This window comes from Streptomyces phyllanthi (genome assembly GCF_009377205.1).
GTDB classification, from domain to species: domain Bacteria; phylum Actinomycetota; class Actinomycetes; order Streptomycetales; family Streptomycetaceae; genus Streptomyces; species Streptomyces phyllanthi.
On the sequence record NZ_VJZE01000026.1, the window covers coordinates 1 to 19,818 of the forward strand.

The 19,818-nt window shown below is 68.0% G+C and carries 15 protein-coding genes and 1 pseudogene; 8 read left to right on the plus strand and 8 right to left on the minus strand.

Going from position 1 to position 19,818, the window contains the following annotated elements; translation table 11 throughout:
- The 4 genes from pqqD to pqqA all read right to left on the minus strand — a co-directional run.
- Positions 1–261, minus strand: a 261-nt coding sequence (gene pqqD / locus FNH04_RS47410; protein WP_322722670.1) for a pyrroloquinoline quinone biosynthesis peptide chaperone PqqD, incomplete at its 3' end; no start/stop codon positions are given.
- Positions 258–980, minus strand: a complete 723-nt coding sequence (gene pqqC, locus FNH04_RS06540; protein ID WP_194236581.1) for a pyrroloquinoline-quinone synthase PqqC — start codon at positions 978–980, stop codon at positions 258–260. The genes pqqC and pqqD, both read right to left, overlap by 4 nt.
- Positions 977–1,894 (minus strand): pyrroloquinoline quinone biosynthesis protein PqqB, encoded by a 918-nt coding sequence (gene pqqB / locus FNH04_RS06545; RefSeq protein WP_322722671.1) that lies wholly within the window; start codon positions 1,892–1,894, stop codon positions 977–979. The genes pqqC and pqqB overlap by 4 nt, the downstream gene beginning before the upstream one ends.
- Positions 1,895–1,903: 9 nt before the next feature.
- Positions 1,904–2,017 (minus strand): pyrroloquinoline quinone precursor peptide PqqA, encoded by a 114-nt coding sequence (gene pqqA, locus FNH04_RS48930; protein ID WP_386575739.1) that lies wholly within the window; start codon positions 2,015–2,017, stop codon positions 1,904–1,906.
- Between the two features lie 396 nt (positions 2,018–2,413).
- Here pqqA and FNH04_RS06555 point away from each other — a divergent pair, with 396 nt between their 5' ends.
- On the plus strand, positions 2,414–3,541 hold the full coding sequence (locus FNH04_RS06555; RefSeq protein WP_152781238.1) for a PQQ-dependent sugar dehydrogenase: 1,128 nt from the start codon (positions 2,414–2,416) through the stop codon (positions 3,539–3,541).
- Positions 3,542–3,863: 322 nt separating this feature from the next.
- Positions 3,864–5,051 carry an aromatic ring-hydroxylating oxygenase subunit alpha gene (locus FNH04_RS06560; protein WP_152781240.1) on the plus strand — a complete coding sequence of 396 codons (1,188 nt, stop codon included), beginning with the start codon at positions 3,864–3,866 and terminating at the stop codon, positions 5,049–5,051.
- Between the two features lie 29 nt (positions 5,052–5,080).
- On the opposite strand, the pseudogene FNH04_RS49600 reads toward FNH04_RS06560, so the two are convergent.
- Positions 5,081–5,188 (minus strand): annotated as a pseudogene (locus FNH04_RS49600) (IS21-like element helper ATPase IstB); the annotation flags it as partial.
- Positions 5,189–5,574: 386 nt separating this feature from the next.
- Here FNH04_RS49600 and FNH04_RS06570 point away from each other — a divergent pair.
- The 3 genes from FNH04_RS06570 to FNH04_RS06580 all read left to right on the plus strand — a co-directional run bounded on the left by FNH04_RS06570 (position 5,575) and on the right by FNH04_RS06580 (position 11,581).
- Positions 5,575–6,009, plus strand: coding sequence for a VOC family protein (locus FNH04_RS06570; RefSeq protein ID WP_152781242.1), 435 nt, complete (start codon positions 5,575–5,577; stop codon positions 6,007–6,009).
- Positions 6,010–6,688: 679 nt separating this feature from the next.
- Positions 6,689–8,005: a cation:proton antiporter gene (locus FNH04_RS06575; RefSeq protein WP_228031186.1), complete on the plus strand. Its 1,317-nt coding sequence runs from the start codon at positions 6,689–6,691 to the stop codon at positions 8,003–8,005.
- A 675-nt stretch (positions 8,006–8,680) separates the two neighbouring features.
- Positions 8,681–11,581 carry a BTAD domain-containing putative transcriptional regulator gene (locus FNH04_RS06580; protein WP_228031191.1) on the plus strand — a complete coding sequence of 967 codons (2,901 nt, stop codon included), beginning with the start codon at positions 8,681–8,683 and terminating at the stop codon, positions 11,579–11,581.
- 667 nt (positions 11,582–12,248) lie between these two features.
- Here FNH04_RS06580 and FNH04_RS06585 read toward each other — a convergent pair.
- From FNH04_RS06585 to htpG, 3 genes are all read right to left on the minus strand, one after another.
- Positions 12,249–13,373 (minus strand): ParB/RepB/Spo0J family partition protein, encoded by a 1,125-nt coding sequence (locus FNH04_RS06585; RefSeq protein WP_322722673.1) that lies wholly within the window; start codon positions 13,371–13,373, stop codon positions 12,249–12,251.
- 693 nt (positions 13,374–14,066) lie between these two features.
- Positions 14,067–14,189 carry a hypothetical protein gene (locus tag FNH04_RS48570; RefSeq protein ID WP_265580009.1) on the minus strand — a complete coding sequence of 41 codons (123 nt, stop codon included), beginning with the start codon at positions 14,187–14,189 and terminating at the stop codon, positions 14,067–14,069.
- A gap of 86 nt (positions 14,190–14,275) precedes the next feature.
- Complete coding sequence (htpG, locus tag FNH04_RS06595; protein WP_152781265.1) at positions 14,276–16,216, minus strand: molecular chaperone HtpG; 1,941 nt, start codon at positions 16,214–16,216, stop codon at positions 14,276–14,278.
- Positions 16,217–16,593: 377 nt separating this feature from the next.
- On the opposite strand from htpG, the gene FNH04_RS06600 reads away from it, so the two are divergent.
- The 3 genes from FNH04_RS06600 (at position 16,594) to dpgB (ending at position 19,808) form a co-directional block, all read left to right on the plus strand.
- Positions 16,594–17,910 carry an aminotransferase-like domain-containing protein gene (locus FNH04_RS06600; protein WP_228031187.1) on the plus strand — a complete coding sequence of 439 codons (1,317 nt, stop codon included), beginning with the start codon at positions 16,594–16,596 and terminating at the stop codon, positions 17,908–17,910.
- A 102-nt stretch (positions 17,911–18,012) separates the two neighbouring features.
- Complete coding sequence (dpgA, locus tag FNH04_RS06605) at positions 18,013–19,140, plus strand: 3,5-dihydroxyphenylacetyl-CoA synthase DpgA (protein WP_228031192.1); 1,128 nt, start codon at positions 18,013–18,015, stop codon at positions 19,138–19,140.
- A complete protein-coding gene (gene dpgB, locus FNH04_RS06610) occupies positions 19,137–19,808 on the plus strand; it encodes an enoyl-CoA-hydratase DpgB (RefSeq protein WP_322722674.1) in 672 nt (223 codons plus the stop codon). Before dpgA ends, dpgB begins: the two co-directional genes overlap by 4 nt.
- Positions 19,809–19,818: the final 10 nt, after the last annotated feature.

The following is a 19,818-nucleotide window of genomic DNA, read 5'->3' on the forward strand; positions in this document are numbered from 1 at the left end:
GCCCTCCTCGCGCACGCGGTCGAGGAACCGGGGCACCTCGTCCGCGACGGGGGCGCCGGGGAAGCGGGCCGCCAGCTCGTCGACGATCTCGCCGACCTGCCGGTGGCCGTCGCACAGCCTGAGGACATCCGCGGCCCGGCCGCCGAGGACCACCACCCGTTCCGGCAGGACCAGCAGGTCCGCCCGGCGTACCCGGTCGTGGCGGAGCACGACCGAGCGTGCCAGGGCCGGCCGCCATCCGGTCACGGCCGTGCCTTTCACGGCCGCTCCTTTCCGTCGGCGTGGTCGACGGCGTCGAGCAGTGACCACAGCACGTCGCACTTGAAGGCGAGGGCTGCCACGGCGCGCTCCTGTTCCGCCGCTGTGCGCGCCCAGTCCAGGACGAGGCCCAGTGCCTCCCCGCTGTCCTGGCGGCCCTGGGTCTCGCGGGAGCGGAAGTACGCGAGCCCTTCGGCGTCGATCCACCGGTAGTGGCGTTCGAACGCGGCGACACGGGTGCGCATGATGCCCGGTGCGGACAGCTCGGTGAGGGACGCAGCGACGGCTTCCAGTGGGGAGCGGAGCCGGCAGAAGTTGACGTATCCGTCCACCGCCAGCCGTACGCCGGGCAGCACTCCCTCGCCGGACAGCAGCCGGGACCGGTCGAGTCCCGCGGCTTCGCCCAGCCTCAGCCACCGCTCGATGCCGCCCTCTCCCTCGGCCCGGCCGTCGTGGTCCTCGATGCGCCGCAGCCACATGCGGCGGAGCCGCGGAGTGTCCAGCTTGGCGAGGACCAGGGCGTCCTTGACGGGGATGTGCCGCTGGTAGTGGAAGCGGTTGAGGATCCAGCGGCGCAGCTCGTCGGGGGTCAGTTCACCCTGGTGCATCCGCACGTTGAAGGGGTGGCGGTCGTGGTAACGGTCCCGGGCCACCGCTTTCAGCCGGTCCTCGAAGGCCGTTGTCGTTGCCGTTGCCGTACTCGTGCCGGTACTGATGCTCACAGATCGATCACCATTCCGTCGCCGGCCACCTCGATGCCCCGGTCGGCCAGCCGCTCGTGCTGCGGCGCGCCGGGATCGACGAGGGGATTGGTGTTGTTCAGATGGGTGTAGAGACAGCGGGCACGCAGGGGCGCCAGGCGCTCCGCGGTGCCGCCCGGTCCGTCGATGGGGAGATGCCCCATACCCGTCGCGGTGCGTGTGGAGACGCCCGTACGCCGAGGCTCCTCGTCGTCCCAGAACGTACCGTCGACGATCACGCAGTCGGCCTCGGTGACAGCGGACTGCAGGGCGTCCGGCCAGGCTGCCAGCGCCGGGGCGTAGACCGCGGTCGCCCCGGTGGCACGGTCCGTCAGACACAGGGCCACGACCCACGGGTCCATGGGATCGACGCCGGAGCTGGAGGAGCCCGCCGCGTATCGCGGGCGTTTGCCGGAGACGGGGATCGCGCTGATCGCGACCGTGGAGTCCGCGGTGAGCGGTTCTGGCCGCTCGCGGGGCAGGTTCCGCCAGGTGAGCGGGGTGTACGGGCCGATGACGGCCTCCAGCCGCAGCCGGGTGAGCAGTGCCTCGCGCACGGCGCCGGTGGCGAGCAGTTCCAGGCCGCCCGCACCGGCTTCGCGCAGCCGGGCGATGCCGAGAGTGTGGTCGAGTTCCGCGTCGGTCAGGACCAGCCCGGCGATCGGGGTGCGCCGCGATCCGGGGCCCGGGTGCAGTGCCGGGCAGTCCTCGATCTGGTCCCCGATGTCCGGGGTGGCGTTGACGAGGTACCACCGGCCCTCGGAGGCCTGTACGGCGAGGGAGGCGTGGCGGCGACGCCAGTGGGGGTGGGCGCGTGCCCCGGAGCACCCGGGGCACGCGCAGTTCCACTGAGGTACGCCACCGCCGGCCGCGGTGCCGAGCACCTGCAGCAGCACGGCGGCGGACTAACGGTTGTTCACGAAGTAGGCGGTGACCTCCAGCGCGGTCTCGACGACCACGTAGTCGGGTGTCTGCCAGGCCGGTGCCTCCTCGGTGCCGGGCTGTGCCTGGGCTTCCACCGCCTGCGGTACGGATTCGGTCACGAGCGGACCTGCCTCTCTGCGTGGGGGACCGGTGTGCCCGGTGGTTCGGCTGCGACACCGGCTGACGAAGCGCGCTCTGTTGCAGAATCGCGAGACGAGCCTTCCGGGTCAATGGGGCGACATGGAAATGATCCGACCTCTTCTGGTCGCGGGTCGGGCCTCGAAGTCGTCTGCCGGCGGATGTTCCCCCGTAGATCCTGGTGAGCGGCTGAATCTCGCGAGCTTGCCAGCGTGGTACGGACCTTTGGCTTTATCTCTACTTGACCCCTTGGGGGCACACCTCCTACCTTCTCGAGGAACTGACGTGCCGTCATGTTCCTGCCAAGGATGCTTTGACTCCCGCGCGTCATCCCCCCACGCAAGGAGCTCGCCATGGCAAGCCACCCCCGCGTCACCACAAGACGACTGCCCCCTGCCCTGACGGCGGCAGCGACCGCCGCCGCGCTGGCCGCCGGTCTGCTCGGCACGGCCGCCGGAACCGGCAACGCCACCGCCCGGAGCTCTCAGGGAGTCGACAGAGGCGTCGACTCCGTCCCCTCGGCCATCCGCACGGTCTCCTCCGGCTGGACCGTTCCATGGGGTCTGAGCTGGCTGCCCGACGGTTCGGCGTTACTCACCGAGCGGGACTCGTTCAAGGTCTTCAAGCTCACCCAGTCGGGCACCAGGACCCAGGTCGGTGCGGTGCCCAACGTCGTGACCACCAACGGCGAGGGCGGCCTCCTCGGCATCGCGGTCTCACCGAACTGGAACAGTGACCACTACGTCTACCTCATGCACTCGGCGGCCTCCGACAACCGCATCGTCCGGATGACGTACGACGGCTCCTCGCTCAGCGGCTACAAGGTCCTCGTCACCGGCATCGCCAAGAACAAGTACCACAACGGCGGACGCATCAAGTTCGGCCCGGACGGCTACCTCTACGCCACCACGGGCGACGCGCAGAACAGCAGCCTCGCCCAGGACCGGAACTCCCTCAACGGCAAGATCCTGAGGATGACGACGGACGGCAGGGCCGCGCCCGGCAACCCGTTCGGCACGCTCGTCTACTCCCTCGGCCACCGCAACCCCCAGGGCATCACCTGGGACGCCCAAGGCAGGCTGTGGGAGGCCGAGTTCGGCAACAGCAAGTACGACGAGCTCAATCTGATCGAGTCCGGCAAGAACTACGGCTGGCCGACCTGCGAGGGCAGCTGTTCCACCTCCGGCATGACCAACCCCAAACGGCAGTGGACCGTCAGCGAGGCCTCCCCGAGCGCGGTCGCGTACGCCGACGGCGCCCTCTACCTGGCGGCACTGCGCGGCGAGCGGCTGTGGCGGATCCCGGTCAGCGGCACGAGCGCCGGGACCCCCGTGGCGTACTACACCGGCACGTACGGCCGACTGCGGACGGTGGAGACGGTCCCCGGCAGGAACGCTCTGTGGCTGTCCACCACCAACGCCGACAACAACGGAGGCGAGCCGGACGGCGCGGACAAGGTGTTCCAGGTCGATCTGGGATAGCAGCCGAGTCCTGGCCGAGCAGCCGAGTCCTGGCCGCGGCGAGCGCCCGTACGGGTGGCAGCCCCCTGTCACGCCGTCCGGTGCCCAGGCACTGGTGACAGCGGCTTCAGACGGCCGAGAGGGCGGGCTGGGCGTACTCCCGGCCGTGTGGGGAGGCCGCCTTCGGCGATGCGTCGGCGAGTGCCGGGCGCGAACCGTGGGCCGCACCGAACCCCCTGTCACTCTTCGGGGCGAGCCTGATCCATACGGCTCCAGGGGAAAGGCGAAGAGTGAGCAAGGAGTAGGGCGCAGCTCCGCCCGCGCCAGGACAGGGGAGCAGCACATGACCGGAGCCCACTCCGGAAAGGACGGCGAGAGCGCAGCCGGGTCGGCGAGCGGCTCGTATGCGTTGCCGGATCACCGCTCCACAGTGATCGCCGACCTCCGGCGCACCGGAATCAACCCCGATTTCTGGTACCCGGTCGCGGTATCGGGGAGCGTGCCGAGGAACAAGACGTTCGCTGCCGTGTTCGCAGGGCAGCGGATCGCGTTGTACCGCGGTGAGGGCGGCGCGGTATACGCATTGGAGGACCGGTGCGCTCACCGCCAGGTACCGCTGAGCATGGGCGTGGTGGAAGGTGAGGCGCTGCGCTGCTGCTATCACGCCTGGACCTACCGCGGGAACGGCCGCATCTCGCAGATCCCCTATCTGCCCAAGGGGGGAGACCGGCCGCCGCGCGGTGTGCGCGCCTATCCGGTTCGCGAGGCCTACGGCCTCGTCTTCGTCTTTCCCGGAGATCCTGAGAAGGCCGCGGAGAAACCGCTGCCCGAGCTGCCCGAGTTCGATTCGGCCAAGCACAAGACCATGACGTTCTCGCGCACCGTGCAGTGCCACTACTCGTTCATGCACGAAAACCTGCTCGACATGAACCATCAGTTCCTGCACCGGGGCCTCCTCGGCAGGATCCAGCCCAAGCTCCTCGGGTACGACACCGGCCCGCACTTCGTGGAGGCCCGGTACCTGTTCGTTCCTGTCGGCGGGAGGAAGGACCGCGGCGCCGGTCTGCTGTCCGCCGAAGGTATGAGCGGCGGCTCATCGCCCGACGTCATCACCGTCCGCACCCAGTACCCGTACCAGACCCTGCAAGCGGTTCCCGAGAAGGCCGAACTCCCGGCGTTCTCCCTCTGGGCCGCCTACGTACCCCAGGACGTCGAGCAGCGCACCAACCACACGTTCGGTCTGCTCATGATCGCGAAGCCGCCGATCCCTGGAGCGATTCATCTGGCCTGGCCGTTCATCCGGAGATTCGCCGAGCGGGTCTTCGCCGAGGACCGGATGGCTGTCGAGGCCGAGCAGCGGGCCTGGGACGAGCAGGGCGAGGACTGGAACCAAGAGGTGTTCCCACTGATCCTGCGTGTCCGTGACGTGCTGCGATCCAACGGTGTCCCTCTCCGCCTCGCCCCTGGGGGTACCGGGGGCCCCTGTGAGGGCAGTACGAAGCTCTCGGCAGAGCGGGGTTCCAGAGACTGAGGAGCGCGTGATCGCGGTGGTGGTGTCTGTCAGCAGCCGTCCTGCTGGGCCTTCGAGTGGGCCAGGCAGTAGGAGTCGGCGCCGGTGTCGATGATGTTCCCGCCGAAGGTGAGCCGGTCGTCGATGGCCGCGAACAGCGCCGCGCCGGGAGTCGGTCGGCGAGGTACGGCCGCTGTCGGCGCACCGGGGCCGCACCGTCGCGCCGGGCATCCGGCTGTGCACTCTCGTCGAGGCCGTCCAGCACCTGGGCGCCAGCGGTCGGACCGGGATGAGACCGCCCAGGGCAGCGGATGCACCCCGGCCCGGCCGTCGCGGCGAAGCCCTTGCCCGGCGTGGCTGCCCGGTGTGACGCCGACTTGGCGGCGTCCGGCAGCCGTTGAGGAGGAAGACTCGTGATCCGGACCGCACCGGGACGGTTGCCCGTCCGCATGACACAGCAGCGGCTCGCAAGGGCCATCCTCTGGTCAACATGCCGATTTCGACCGGGAATTGAGCAACAGGCCCCTCCTGCTACGGTGGGCCGATGGCATCGGTCAAGCAGTTCCAAGTCACCTTCGACTGCGCAGAACCTGAGCGCGTCGCTCGTTTTTGGTGCGAGGTGTTGGGGTACGTCGTACCGCCGCCACCGGAGGGGTTTGCCACTTGGGACGATTTCAATCGCTCGCTGCCGCCCGAGCGTCAGGGTTCATCGTTTGTCTGCATGGATCCCTCAGGTGTGGGCCCGCGAATGTACTTCCAGCGCGTTCCCGAAGGCAAGGTCGTCAAGAATCGGCTGCATCTTTGCGTGCGGGTCGGCACCGGACTCGTGGGTGAAGAGCGCCTGGCCACGCTCGAGGCCGAATGCGCACGACTGGTCCCGCTCGGCGCGGTACGCGTGCGACTACTGACTGCTGATGACGACAACGAGTCGTGCATCGTGATGCAGGACATCGAGGGCAACGAGTTCTGCCTCGACTGAGCATCCTCCGAGACGGCGAGGCAGCTTCCAACGCCTACAACTGGTCGCCGGACGCCCCGCCGGCACCAGTTGTGGGCAGATGAGGACAGATGCGGGATAGCCTTTAGGGCCGCGTCCGGCGTGTCAAGTCCGACGTGGCCGGCCGTACTTCCTCCGTTTTCTCGAACGTCGGCTTGAGCGGCATGGCTCGCGGCGGTCGCGGATCTCGGCTCCTGCTCTTGGCTGAGCTTGAACATGCCGTCGGCTCGGGACACCATGATGGGGAACGCCCCAACGCCGGGGAGGATCCTGCGGAAATAGTCGACCGGCTCCTCCATGAGCCAGTCGGCGCCGAATTCCGCCTCGAAGTCCGACGGCGAGGTCTTCTGGTACACCGTCGGGGATGCATGGGCATGCGGGCCGGTAAAGACGCACATCACCGGATCGCCGTTTGCGGAGGCCCCAAGTGGGTTCTGGGCATTCGTGTCAACGCCAACGGATTTCGTCTGATCAGGTCAACCATTCCTGTGGTGTTCGATTCCTGTGTATGGGTCAAGAACGAACATGGCAGCCTCTTTTCTTTCCAATTCACTTCTGCTCACGTGTCACTTTCCTTACTTGGCGCACGGTAGCGGGCGGCCGGTGTGCGGTTGAGGCCGCTTTCCGTCTGTGCCCCTCGGGCACCACTGAATGGAGAGAGTTGATCACCTTGGACCACTCTTCAATTGCCGCCCGCTCCGGCGACGCCATAACCGGAGATATACTTGCGGGTCTTGCCCTGATCTTCGCCGTGGCATTCGTCTTCGCCCGGCTCGCCAAGCGCATCCGGCAACCCGCGGTGATGGGGGAGATCATCGCCGGTCTCGCCCTGGGACCGAGCCTGTTGGGCCTGTTGCCGGGAGACCCCGGCGAAGCGTTGTTCCCGGCGGACGCGCGGCCGATTCTTCAGGCGCTCTCGCAGCTCGGACTGGTCCTGTTCATGTTCGGCATCGGCTATGAATTGGACTTCGCCCGTCTCCGGGGGACCGGCCGCCGGGTCACCTTGGTCTCGCTCAGTTCCATGGCGCTGCCGTTCGCGCTGGGGGCCGGGCTCGCCATTCTCCTGTTCCCCTGGTACGACAAGTCGCAGCTGAGTACCGATGGTGTGCTCGCCCCGGCGCTCTTCCTCGGGGCGGCGATGTCGATCACCGCGTTCCCGGTGCTGGCCCGGATCATCGCAGAAAGCGGTATGCAACGCAGCCGCATCGGTGCCATGGCGCTCGCCTGTGCCGCTGTCCAGGACTTCCTCGCCTGGTGCGTGCTGGCCGTGATCGTGGTCATCGCCACCGCGAGTGGTCTGTGGCCGCTGGCGCAGATGGTGCTGGAGTCAGGTCTGTTCCTGGTCGTCCTCCTGTACGCGGTGCGCCCGGGGCTGCGTTGGCTGCTGGCTCCGGAGCGGCCGTGGAGGGTCGGCGGCTCCCTCATCCACACCATGCTCGTCACCGGACTGCTGGTGTCCGCCTGGGCGACCAACGAGATCGGTCTGCACGCCGTCTTCGGTGCCTTCGCCTTCGGCGCCGTGATACCCCGCGGCCACATCGAGGCGCAGGCTCCTCAGGTCGCCGAGCGCATCGAGCAGACCAGTCTCTTTCTGCTGCCGGTCTTCTTCACCGTGACCGGGCTGTCGGTGGACCTCGGCGGGCTCGGTGGGCACGGCGTGATCATGACCGTCGCCGTTGTCCTGGTGGCTTGCGCGGGGAAGTTCGTCGGGGCCGCCACTTCGGCACGCCTTTCCGGTGCCTCGGGGGCCGAGTCGATGACACTCGGCGTCCTGCTCAACGCCCGAGGGCTCACGGAACTGGTCATCCTGAACGTGGGCCTCGGGCTCGGCGTGCTGGACAGCCGTCTGTTCAGCGCCATGGTCGTCATGGCGCTGGTCACCACGTTCATGACGGGACCGCTGCTTCAGTACCTCGGATTTCATGAGGAGCTCCGACCGGCTCCGGTTCCCAGGAAGAACGCGGATAACGGTGTCTGACGCGAGGCCCGCCCGTGGGCAGCTGTACCTTGCCGCGTCCCGTCCGGCGAAAGGTCTCCGGCGCCCTGTCAGCGGGACAACGTGTCGCAGTCAAGGGGCTCTTGAAGGGATTGCGGCAAGCGCCATGAGGTGAGAGCGGGGCCGTCCAGCCGGCCGCCGGCCGTGGCTCTCCGGGAGTACAACTCCCACATCGGGACAGGTCGCTCACGGCGGTGTTCCCCCCTCTCGCCGCCTTTCGCACTCCGGCGTCCCGCTGCAGCTTCGTCGCGAGGAGCCGCGCCTCGGTTGCTCCGCGATGTTGCGGACGAGCTCGATCCCGTCCGCCGTGCATAGTGACTCCAGCAGGCGTTGTAGGTCAGACTGGGACAAGGTCATCGGGCACTCCCGGGTTGAACTGGCCGTTCACCAGGGACAGTTGCACGGTGGCCTGCCCTATGCGCAGGGAGCGGAGACCGTCACCGGATGCACGCCCCGGGCACCCGCCCGCACACACCCGCACGGTGATCGCCTACATCATCACGCGGGACACCATCCGTGGCCATAAATTGGGCGTCAAGTGACTGTCTTCGGGGGGCCTGCCGCGACCGCCGTCATCCATAGTGGGTCCAGGTGCAGCCGACGCCGACAATATGGAAGCTGCGTCGCCTGTGTTGCATCATGACGATACGGGGGCAGATGTTGGACGGGGACAGTGACAAGAACCCTCATTTCGGGTCGTTGGTGCGTGCGTACCGTCGCGAAATGGGGTTGACCCAACGGGAACTAGCAGCAAGAGCAGGACTCAGTCTCGCCGCGCTGCGCGACTTCGAGCAGTCTCGGCGAAGGCGGCCGCGAGCACATTCGTTGGCCGCGCTGACCGACGGTCTGGGCCTTGACACAGACCAGGCGGCCAGCCTGGCCCGTGCGGCCGCGCTACCACGGCGACACCCCGATGCGATGCCATCGGCACATCGCCCGCAGGACGATTCCGATTCCATGCGGAGCACGCACTCGCCCGAGCATGACAAAGGACTGTGGCTGTCGGTCCTTGGCCCACTCGAAGCCTGGTCGGACGAGAAGCTGCTGCGCTTCGGTTCCCCCGCGCGGCGCGCGGTGCTCGGGCTGCTCCTTCTGGACCCCGGTGTCCTCGTGCACCGCGACGCGATCGTCGACCTGCTGTGGGGTGATTCGCCGCCTCGCACTGCGGTAACCCTGGTACAAGCACATGTCAGCAGGATCCGCAGGGCCCTGAAAGGCGGCCGCCGCTTCGGTGGCAATGACGAGGTGATCGATTCGTCCGGGGGCGCCTACCGGCTGAGCCTTTCGGCCATGGAAGTCGATCTGCTGGACTTCAGGGACATGGCCGCCCGTGCCGCCGCGGCGAGGGGCGCCGGAGAGGACGCGACCGCAGCCGAGTACTACGAGCGGGCGGTGAGCTTGTGGCGCGGTGAGCCATTCGCCGACGTTGCCGTACTCCGGGGACACCCAGGCGTCACTGCGCTCAGGCAGGAACTCGCCGGGGTGCTCTTGCAGTATGCGGAGGTCACCCGCGAGTTGGGCCAGCACAATCGGGTGCTGGTGCGGCTCCAGGCGCTGGCCGACGCCGAGCCGCTCAACGAACGAGTCCATGCCTCTCTCATGATCGCGCTGGCCGGTTCCGGACAGCAGGCGGACGCCATCCGGGTCTACGAGGGCGTGCGGTCGCGCCTCGACCGCGAGCTGGGACTGTATCCGGGCGAGGAGTTGGCCGATGCCTACATGCGAGTGCTACGGCAGGACCTTCGCGCGCCGGACCGGGAGCAGACCCACGCCCGGCTGCCCGCACTCGCCGCCGCTGGGCATCCGGTGCCGAGGCAGCTTCCCGCCGCGCCGCGATGCTTCACCGGGCGTGCCGGCGAACTCGCCTGGCTTTCCGCCCTGGCGGAACAGGACTTGACGCATGCGAAGGGCGTGGTCATCGCGACGCTGACGGGGATGGCCGGGATCGGCAAGACCGCGCTGGCCGTGCACTGGGCGCATCAGATGGCCGCCCGGTTCCCTGACGGGCAACTGTTCGTCAACCTGCGCGGCTCCGGGCCGTCGGGAACACCGGTCGCGCCGACTGACGCGGTGGGTGGCGTCCTGACCTCACTCGGCGTGCCGCCTGCGCGGATCCCTCCGGACATCGACGGGCGGGCTGCCCTGTACCGCAGCCTGCTGGCGGACTGTCGCATGCTCATCGTCCTGGACAACGCTCACGACGCGGAACAGGTCCGTCCCTTGCTGCCGGGATCACCGACCTGTCTGGTGGTGGTGACCAGCAGGAGCTGGCTCACCGGCCTGGCTGCGGAAGGTGCCCATCTGAAGACGCTGGGAGTCCTGCCGGAGGGCGAATCGCGCAAACTGCTGGCCCTGCACCTGCGTGCCAGATCGACGACGGCCGATCCTGTGGTGATCGATGAACTGGCTGCTGCGTGCGGCGGCCTGCCGCTGGCCGTGTGCGATGCCGCGGCTCGTGCCGTCGCGAGTCCCGGCCTGCCACTGGCCACGCTCGCGTCCGAGCTGCGGGACAGCCGGAGGCGGCTGGACGCGCTGGATACGGGGGAGCCGGTCACCAGCCTGAGGGCGGTGTTCTCCTGGTCGCGCGCCAGGCTCGGGAGCCTGGCGTCGCGCCTGTTCCGGCTGCTGGGCGTTTATCCCGGCCCGGACATCACCGTTCCGGTGGCAGCGAGTCTGGCAGCGCTGACACCAGGACAGACGTACCTGGCACTGGGGGAACTGTGCGCCGAGCACCTGCTGACGGAGCACCTACCTGGTCGCTACACCTGTCATGAGCTGCTGCGTTCCTACGCGGCCGAAGAGGCCGGCATCCGCGAGAACCAAGAGGACCGGCGGGCCGCGGTACAGCGCGTGCTCGATCACTACCTGCGTGCCTCCGCCGTGGCGTCGAGCTTCCTCTGCCATGGTCAGGCAGAGGTCCCGTCCATCCCGCCGCGCCCCGGGGTCGCACTCGAGGAGATCGAAAGCCCCGAACAGGCGGCCGACTGGTTCGAGAACGAACAGCACGTCCTGCTTGCCCTCATCAGGCAGGCCGCAGACGGCGGCTACGCCCCGTACGCCTGGGAGTTGCCCTGGACCGCCGGGTGGTTCTTCCGGGACGAGGCATGCTGGCAAAGGCTCGCTACCGCTCAGGAGGCCGCACTGGCGGTCGCCACCAGTCAGGATGATCTCGTCGGCCTGGCGATGGCTCGTCAGCAGCTTGGCTGGCTGAGGTTTCTGCTCGGTGACGTCACCAGCGCAAGTCACCACCTGGACGAGGCCGACGAGCTGACTCAGCAGCTTGGTGACGGTCGGCTCCGGGCACTGTCGGGTCTCAGTCGCGCCCACGTCCTGCCGGCGCAACATCGCATCCTGGAAACGACGGCCCAGGCACGGCAGGTGCTGCGGCTGTCCCGTGGTGTCGGGGACCTGCAGGATGAGATCCGAGCCCTCTACACGATCGACTGGTGCCTCATCCAGCTTGGCGAGCGCCGGCAGGCAGTGCATCTCAGCCGTCGTGCGCCCACGGCATACCGGGAATTGAGGTTGCGCTGCTGCCCCTATTACCGGGGAAGCTGACTTCCTCGTCCCGACCCCCGTGCACCTGCCGGTCCGCGCGATCAAGCCGACCCCCGGGGGTGAACGTACGGAACGCAGGCCGGGAGAAGCGGCCCTTCAGCCTGTCCAGCACGGCGGGCAGTGACACGGGTACGGACGGATCGACGGGAAGCATCGGCGGGGCCCCTCCCCGTGAGGCGGCTACAGGCAGCGCCGATGCTTCTCTCATCTCCCCGGCCCCACAGCAGAGTTGGCCAACCGTCCGGACGCGGCTCCCTCCCAGGTCTGCAAGAACGGCGAAAGTCGAATGCGGCTGCGCTTGGCCGCAGGTTCCCCGCATGTGAGCGGACCACGAGTGCGGACGTGGCCGCCGCCCCACATTGCTGCGGCGGCCACGTCCCGGGGGAAGGCGGCAACCCGTCCCGCGTAGCGGGTGCCCGTCCGGTTCGAGATCGGCTCGCGCGGACCGATCGAGCAGGTAGACCCAATGCCACAGCAGCGGCAGCCCAACGCCGTCCTAGAGGTCCGGTACGCGCGCACCCAGCAGCGAGTCCAGCGCACGGGCCGCTCTGGCAGCGGTGATTCCGTGCGTTCACTGGTGCTCTTCATTCGCGCAGCCCTTTCCTCGGGGTAGCCGCGGCGAGCGGGGACGTCCGGCCGACTGAGGCCACCTCAAGCCGCCCAGAACTCAGGCGGATCTGGTCGGCGGGCGACTCGCGAAGGGGTCGACGATGCGTGCTCGCCTGTCCAGTTCCCGAGCGCAGTCCTGCCACATGCTCGCGTACTGCTGGGCGAGCTGCACGATGATGGCGACACAGTGCGGCGGTACCGTTTCGGCCGCGTCCGGTAGCTGTTTCGCACCGACCGCGTTGATATGCAGGAGCCGGAGCATGCTCTTGCCCTGCTCGTTGTTCCGCAGAGACGGGTCACGCATGAGCTTCTCCACCGTGGCGGCAGGATCCGGCCCTGTCGTCCCAGAGGCCGACCGCGGTTCGATGCGGAGGGGCGGCACGGGGACGGCGGTGCCGTTGTCCTGGTCGGCATCGGCGCCATGGTCGGCTGTCTCGTTATCGGGGTTCGCGCCGGTACTGGCAGCGCTTGCCCGGTCTGTGCGCCCGGCTGCCTTCTCCGGAACAGGTGACTCGCCGCATTCCAGGCGCTTGCGGACGTCGAACGCTGTCGCTGGGGATATGCCCGCAGCGCGTGCCACATCGCGTAAGGACGCGTCCGGCTGTTCGGCCAGCAGCTCCGCGGCTCGTCTTCGACCCGCCCGGCCGTCCAGCGGGCGGACCCTGCCGTCCCTGCCGACCCGCACACTCGGCTGAGGTGCGCTTTCGCCGGAGAGCTTCCTGATGGCGGCGACGGTCTTCGCCGCCAGCCCGGCGGTCTGGCCGATGGCCCGGTCGGACAGGTGGGGATGCGATGCGATGATCCGCTCCGCCGCGGCGCGGCGGTCGGCCCGGGACAGCGGCAGGCCGTGCGTGACATTCTCCTGGACGGCACGCAGGAAGATGTCGGCCTCGTTGCCCTCGAAGAACATGACGTCGATGGTCTCTTGGCCCCGCAGGGACGCGGCCATCAGGCGGTGCATCCCGTCGATCACCTGCATGGAGCGCCGGTCCACCAGGATCGGCGGAAGAGGCGTCTCAGCCTCGGCGAGGCGCATGATGTGGGCCTTGTCTTCGCCGTTCAGCCGTGGGGAGTCGGCCGGTCTGAGCGAGAGCATGGGAACGGACACCACCGTGGTGTTGTCACCGCTGGTGTGCGCGGCCAGGTTGTCGACGGGTGGATGAGAGGGTGCTGCATTGCTCACCGGCTGGGACACACGAGCACCTGGATGAGCCACGGCTGAGCTCCTTCGCATGGTTCGGTTGAGCGTTACTGGTGTTGACGCTACGCGGCGGTGCTGGCGGTCTACTGGTGGTCGGCTGACACCGAATTGCCGTACCTGCTCTTCGGACCGGCAATGTCTTCCCTCTTCAGCAGTGGGCTGTCGTGCGACATGGGCAGCCTGGTTGCCGTAGTACGTAATTGGTCACGTGTGGTTCCACTTGGGGAACGGCTGACCTGGGAAGACGTTGATGAGTGTGTGTCGGGGACGGCTTGCTTTCACCGTGGCGTGTGGAGGAGAGGCACCACGGTGTCGTTGTCGGAGGAGCCGCGGGCACCAGAGGTCGCGGCTCGACGAAGGGTGGAGCAACTTCGGGCGGCGGCAGAGGAGTTGCCCGTCCGGTTGGAGAGTGCCCGGGGGATCTGTCGCGGCTGGTGATCACGCGGGAGACGGTCGCGGTGGTGCCGGCGGAGTTGTTGGCTGCGGAGCCGGAGCCGGAGCCGGAGCCGGAGCCGGAGCCGGAGCCGGAGCCGGAGTTCGGGCCGGAGCAGGATGGGCCGGCGAAGGACGCACCGGAGGCTCGTGCGCCACGGCTCCGGCGCCTGCGGCAGGCCCTGGCACAGCCTGACATCCGCCCCTCGCCCCACCGGTGGCCTTGCCGTAGCGGACCGGCCATCACGCGTGCTCGTCGAGGGTGTGGTCGTCGGTGGTGAACTGCACGGAGCGGCGGGGCTCGGCCGGTCGGGCCTGAAGACCGGGGTGTGTCCAGGAGCGGTGGGCAGCGCCGACGCCGACCACCGCCCCACGGTCCGCGCGCCGATCGGCTGCTGCCCGATCGCGTCGAGAATCTGGTTCGGACCAGCAGCTGCCGTGGAGGGTCGGGCTCAGCCTGCGTCCTCGTGCGTTCCCGGGACTTGCTCATCGGTGAGGGCTGTGAGCAGGCTGTTGAGCTGCTGAACGAACGTGGTGGGATCCTCGATCCGGGCGCTGAGGGTGAGCACCGCCTGGTTGAACAGGACCTGTGCCCACTCGCGGAGATGCTCGCCGCCCTGCGCGCGGTTGAGTCGCTGGATGAGCGGGTGGGTCGGATTGAGTTCCAGTACCGCCTGGCGCGGCAGGCCGGTTCCGCGCATCCGCTGCATGAGGTTGATGTCGATCTCGGGTTCGTTGCTGACGATGCAGGCCGGTGAAGTGGTGAGGCGGGTGGACAAGCGCACGTCCCAGGCCTGCCCGGCCAGATGGGCCTTGAGTTTGCCGAGCAGGTCGGCGTACTCGGCGTCAGCCTGCTCCTTGGTCTGTCTTTCCTCCTCGTCCGCCAGAGCGCCCAGATCCCCGGCGCCCTGGGCGACCGACTGCAGTTCCTTGCCGTCGTACTCGCGCAGGCTGGACACGACCCAGTTGTCGACGCCCTCGCTGAGAAGGAGCACTTCCACGCCCTTGGTGCGGAACGCCTCCAGGTGCGGGCTCGACTTGGCCGCGGTCGACGAGGGAGCCAGCAGGTAGTAGATGTGCTCCTGGCCCTCCTTCATCCGTGCCACGTACGCGTCCAGTGAGGTGTCCGGGTCATCGGTGGCGGACTTGGTGGAGGTGAACCGCAGGAGCTTGGCGATCTCGTTCCGGTTGGAGTAGTCGTCGGCGATGCCCTCCTTCAGGGCGGTGCCGAACTCCTTCCAGAACGCGGTGTACTTCTCCGGCTCGCTCTCGGCGAGCTCGGCGAGCCGTTTCAGCACCTTCTTCACCGCGGTGGTGCGGATGTTGCCCACCGCGCGGCTGCCCTGGAGGATCTCCCGGGAGACATTGAGCGGAAGGTCGGTGGAATCGATCACGCCGCGTACGAACCGCAGGTAGTTCGGCAGGATCTGCCCGGTGTCCTCCAGGATGAAGACCCGCTGCACATGGAGCCGCACCCCGCGGCGTGCCTGGGGCACCCACAGGTCGTGCGGCGCGCGGGACGGGATGAACAGGAGCAGCGTGTAGTCGTAGGTGCCCTCGATCTTGGCGTGCACCCAAGTCAGCGGGTCGGTGGGCTCGCCGGCGATGTGCCGGTAGAAGTCGTTGTACTCGGTGTCGGTGAGCTCGCTCTTCGGACGGGCCCACAGCGCCGACGCCCGGTTGACTGTGATGTCCGTTCCTGCCGTTCCCGCTGCCTCCTCCGCCTTGTCCTCGCGTTCGCCGGGCATCAGGATCGGTACGCGGATGTGATCGGAGTACTTCTCGATGATCGACCGCAGCCGCCACCCGTTCGCCAGGTCGTCCTCACCGTCCCGCAGATGCAGCACGATGGTGGTGCCCCGCTCGGGCCGCTCAATCGTTTCCAGCGTGTACTCGCCTTTTCCGTCCGATTCCCAGCGCACTCCCTCGCTCGGCTCGAGGCCGGCGCGCCGGGTGGTCAGCACCACCCGCTCGGAGACGATGAACGAGGAGTAGAAGCCCACCCCGAACTGGCCGATCATGGCGGCGTCCTTACGCTGGTCACCGGTCAGCGAGCGCAGGAACTCCCCGGTCCCGGACTTGGCGATCGTGCCAATGTTCTGGATCACCTCCTCCCGGCTCATACCGATGCCGTTGTCCGCGATGGTGATGGTCCCGGCGTCCTTGTCGTATCCGATCCGGATTCGCAGCCGCCCCTCCGCCTCGGGAAGCTCCGAACGCGCAAGCAGTTCCAGCCGCAATCGGTCAATCGCGTCCGAGGCATTCGAGATGAGCTCACGCAGGAAGATCTCCTTGTTGCTGTACAGGGAATGGACCATCAGGTCCAGAATCTGTACCGCCTCCGCCTGGAAGTTGAAGACTTCCTGCTCTACCTGCTCCGTTTGGACCGACATCCGACACCTCCATGATCCCCTTGGGAAAGCGCCGAGCGTAACCCGCGTCGCGCTGGGCGGCAAGCATGGGGACCTGCGGCCCGGGAGTATCGGAGCAGGTCGGCGAAAAGTCAATTCGTGCATTATTGATTACTGTGGCGGCGTGTGAGTCGAAGGCGAGTGTATTAAGGATGCCCGAGCGGTGTTCAACTGAGGATTTGCGGCAGTCGAACATTGCCGAGCCGGTCTTGACAGGATATTGCTGGAACGCGACGCTGATCCCAGCGTGACCGGCTGGATCGACCTGCGACCCACGGCCTGATCGAGGCCATGGAAGAAGATGCGGCGGTGAGGGCAGCAAATAGCTTACTTCGATTTGCCGAGGTGGTGGCGGTCCAATGTCGGCGCAGGACATCCCGTATGTTGAGCTGAGTATCGGTGATCTGCACGGCAGTCTGTCTGATCCGCTGCTGGACACGATGAATTTTCTGAACGAGGTCACCTTTCGGTATCCGGAGGCGATCTCGTTCGCGCCGGGCAGGCCTTATGACGGATTCTTCGACGTCGATCAGGTCTTCGCCTATCTCCACGAGTACATCGATCATCTGGCGGCGGGCGGGAGCTCCGCCGACCGGATCCGTGACGCGATCTTCCAGTACGGCCCGACAGCCGGGCGGATCCAGGAACTGATCGCGAACTCGCTGCGCGAGGACGAGGGCATCGACGTCGGGCCGGAGTCGATCGTGGTCACCGTGGGCTGCCAGGAGGCCATGTTCCTGGTGCTGCGGGCACTCATCGCCGGTCCCGGCGACGTTCTCCTGGTGTCCAGCCCGTGCTACGTGGGGATGACGGGCGCTGCCCGGCTGCTCGACATCGAGCCGACGGCGGTGGAGGAGCGCGAGGACGGGCTGTGCTGCGCGGACCTGGAGGAGGCCATCCGGAAGGAGCGCGCGCGGGGCCGGCGTCCCCGTGCCTTCTACGTAGTGCCCGACCACTCGAACCCGGCGGGGACCACGATGCCGGTGCACACGCGCCACGAACTTCTCGACCTCGCCCGCCGCGAGGACATCCTGATCCTGGAGGACAGCCCCTATCGCCTGGTCAGCCCCGCGCCGTACCTGCCGACGCTGAAGTCACTGGACCGCGATCGCAGGGTCGTCCATCTGGGCTCCTACTCCAAGACCGCTTTCCCCGGTGCCCGGGTGGGCTTCGCCGTGGCCGACCAGCTGGTCGCTGATCGGACGGGCGGCACCGGCCCGCTGGCGGCCGAGCTCGCCAAGATCAAGAGCATGGTGACGGTGAACACCTCACCGCTGAGCCAGGCCGTCGTGGCAGGGATGCTCCTCACCTGCCAGGGGCGAGTCTCGGAACTCAACGCCAAGGCGGCCGACTACTACGCCACCGCGATGCGGTCCACCCTGCGGCAACTCGAGCGATGTTTCCCGGCGGACCGGCGAGCGGCCCTCGGGGTGCGGTGGAACACCCCTGCCGGGGGCTTCTTCCTGACCATGCGTGTCCCGTTCCGGGCGGGCAATGCCGCCTTGGCGCGCTCGGCCGAGGAATTCGGGGTCATCTGGACGCCGATGTCGTACTTCTATCCGGGTGACGGCGGGGAGTACGGCATCCGGCTGTCCGTCAGCTACCTCTCCGAAGAGGAGATCACCGAAGGGATCCTCCGGCTCGCCCGCTTCATCGTGGCCGAGACCGAAAAGTGATGAGCAACCAGGTGCCGCCTACGGGAAGGGAAGGCCAATGATCAAGGCAGAGCCGCCTGTGCGGAGTCAGCGGCGCAGATGGGGGTGGACGTACCGATGACCATGTGCGTGGGCCCCGCGAGTTCCGGCGTCCGGAATCCAGCGGCGACTGGTACCGCGAAGATCGCCGGCATCGGGACCGCCGTGGCCGGGGAGGCGTATTCCCAGGAGGAGGTGCTGGAGGCATTCGGCATCGACGACACCAAGGTCCGGTCCGTCTTCCTGAACAGTGCCATTCAGCGGCGCTACCTGACGCTCCCCGCACCCGGGGACGATCGGGCCCGCGTCCAGGAGACCCAGGGAGAGCTGCTCGGCAAGCACAAGGCGCTGGCGGTCGACATGGGAGCGCGGGCCATAGACGCGTGCCTGAAGGACATGGGTGCCGCGCTGGCCGACGTCAGACACCTGTGCTGCGTCACCTCGACGGGATTCCTCACTCCAGGCCTGAGCGCCCTGCTGATCCGCGAGATGGGCATCGCGCCGTCGTGCAGCAGGGTCGATGTCGTGGGCATGGGGTGCAACGCCGGGCTGAACGCGCTCGGCGTGATGGCCTCATGGTCGGCGGCTCACCCCGGCGAGCCGGCCGTCATGCTGTGTGCCGAGGCATGCTCCGCTGCCTACGTCTTCGACTCGACGATGCGGACCGCGGTCGTGAACAGCCTGTTCGGGGATGGCGCGGCCGCCATCGCGATAGTCAGCGGAGACCAGGCGGACGGCCACGCCGACGACCCGCCGGCGCCCGCCGCCGGAAGGCCGCGGCTTCTTTCGTTCGCCAGCCACGTCATCACGGACGCCCTCGATGCCATGCGCTACGACTGGGACGGTGATCAAGGGAAGTTCAGCTTCTTCCTGGACCCGGGCATCCCCTACGTCGTCGGCGCCCATGCCGAGCTCGTCATCGACCGGCTCCTGTCGGGAACCGGTTTGCGCCGCAGCGATATCAGTCACTGGCTGGTCCATTCCGGCGGCAAGAAGGTCATCGACGCGGTCCGTGTCAACCTGGGCCTGACCCGCCATGACCTACGGCACACCACCGGCGTGCTGCGGGACTACGGAAACCTGTCGAGCGGCTCGTTCCTGTTCTCCTACCAGCGGCTGGTCCGCGAGGGCGTCACCAGGCCGGGCGATTACGGAGTGCTGATGACGATGGGGCCGGGATCGACGATCGAGACGGCGTTGGTCCAGTGGTGACACGGGAGAGGGACGACCTGGTCATCCGGGTCGACGGCAGGCGCCCCCTGTCGGCTGAGCTCGTGGCGGCCTTCGAGGTCCTGTGCGACCGCGTGGAGGACCGCGCTGACCGCAATACGGTCATCATGCATGTGTCAGGCGCCCCAGGAGAGCCCTCGAACGAGGCCCTCACCATAGCCCTGGTGAGCAAGTGGGAACGCGCACTGCGACGCTTCGAGCGCCTCCCGGCCGCCACGGTCGCGGTGGCCTCGGACGAGTGCGGCGGGGTAGCGCTGGAGGCGCTCCTGGCCACGGACTACCGCATCGGGACCGCCTCGCTGCGGCTGCTCATGGCCAGGCGGGCGCTGGTGACCTGGCCCGGTATGGCCTTGTACCGGATCGTGCGGCAGGCGGGCTCCGCGGCGGCCCGCCGGGCGGTACTCCTCGGCATCCCCATCACGGCCGCCGACGCGGTCGCGACAGGCCTGATCGACGAGCTGACCGTGGACACGCAGGCCGCGCTGACGGCCGCGATGGAGCTGGCCGAGGCCATTCCCGGCCCAGAACTGGCCATCAGGCGGCAGCTGATGCATGACGCGCCCGCGGTCAGCTTCGAGGAAGCACTGGGCGCGCACCTGGCGGCTTGCGAGCGCGCGCTGCGGCTTTCCTCTGCCGAGGCCGGCCGATGACCGGGCCAGG

Bases quoted from the DNA above. Each gene is read 5' to 3' on its own strand.
- FNH04_RS06560 (WP_152781240.1), top strand. From the start codon at position 3,864: ATGACCGGAGCCCACTCCGGAAAGGACGGCGAGAGCGCAGCCGGGTCG.
- htpG (WP_152781265.1), bottom strand. From the start codon at position 16,216: ATGTCGGTCCAAACGGAGCAGGTAGAGCAGGAAGTCTTCAACTTCCAG.
- FNH04_RS06570 (WP_152781242.1), top strand. From the start codon at position 5,575: ATGGCATCGGTCAAGCAGTTCCAAGTCACCTTCGACTGCGCAGAACCT.
- FNH04_RS06600 (WP_228031187.1), top strand. From the start codon at position 16,594: ATGTCGGCGCAGGACATCCCGTATGTTGAGCTGAGTATCGGTGATCTG.
- FNH04_RS06580 (WP_228031191.1), top strand. From the start codon at position 8,681: ATGTTGGACGGGGACAGTGACAAGAACCCTCATTTCGGGTCGTTGGTG.
- FNH04_RS06555 (WP_152781238.1), top strand. From the start codon at position 2,414: ATGGCAAGCCACCCCCGCGTCACCACAAGACGACTGCCCCCTGCCCTG.
- dpgA (WP_228031192.1), top strand. From the start codon at position 18,013: ATGTGCGTGGGCCCCGCGAGTTCCGGCGTCCGGAATCCAGCGGCGACT.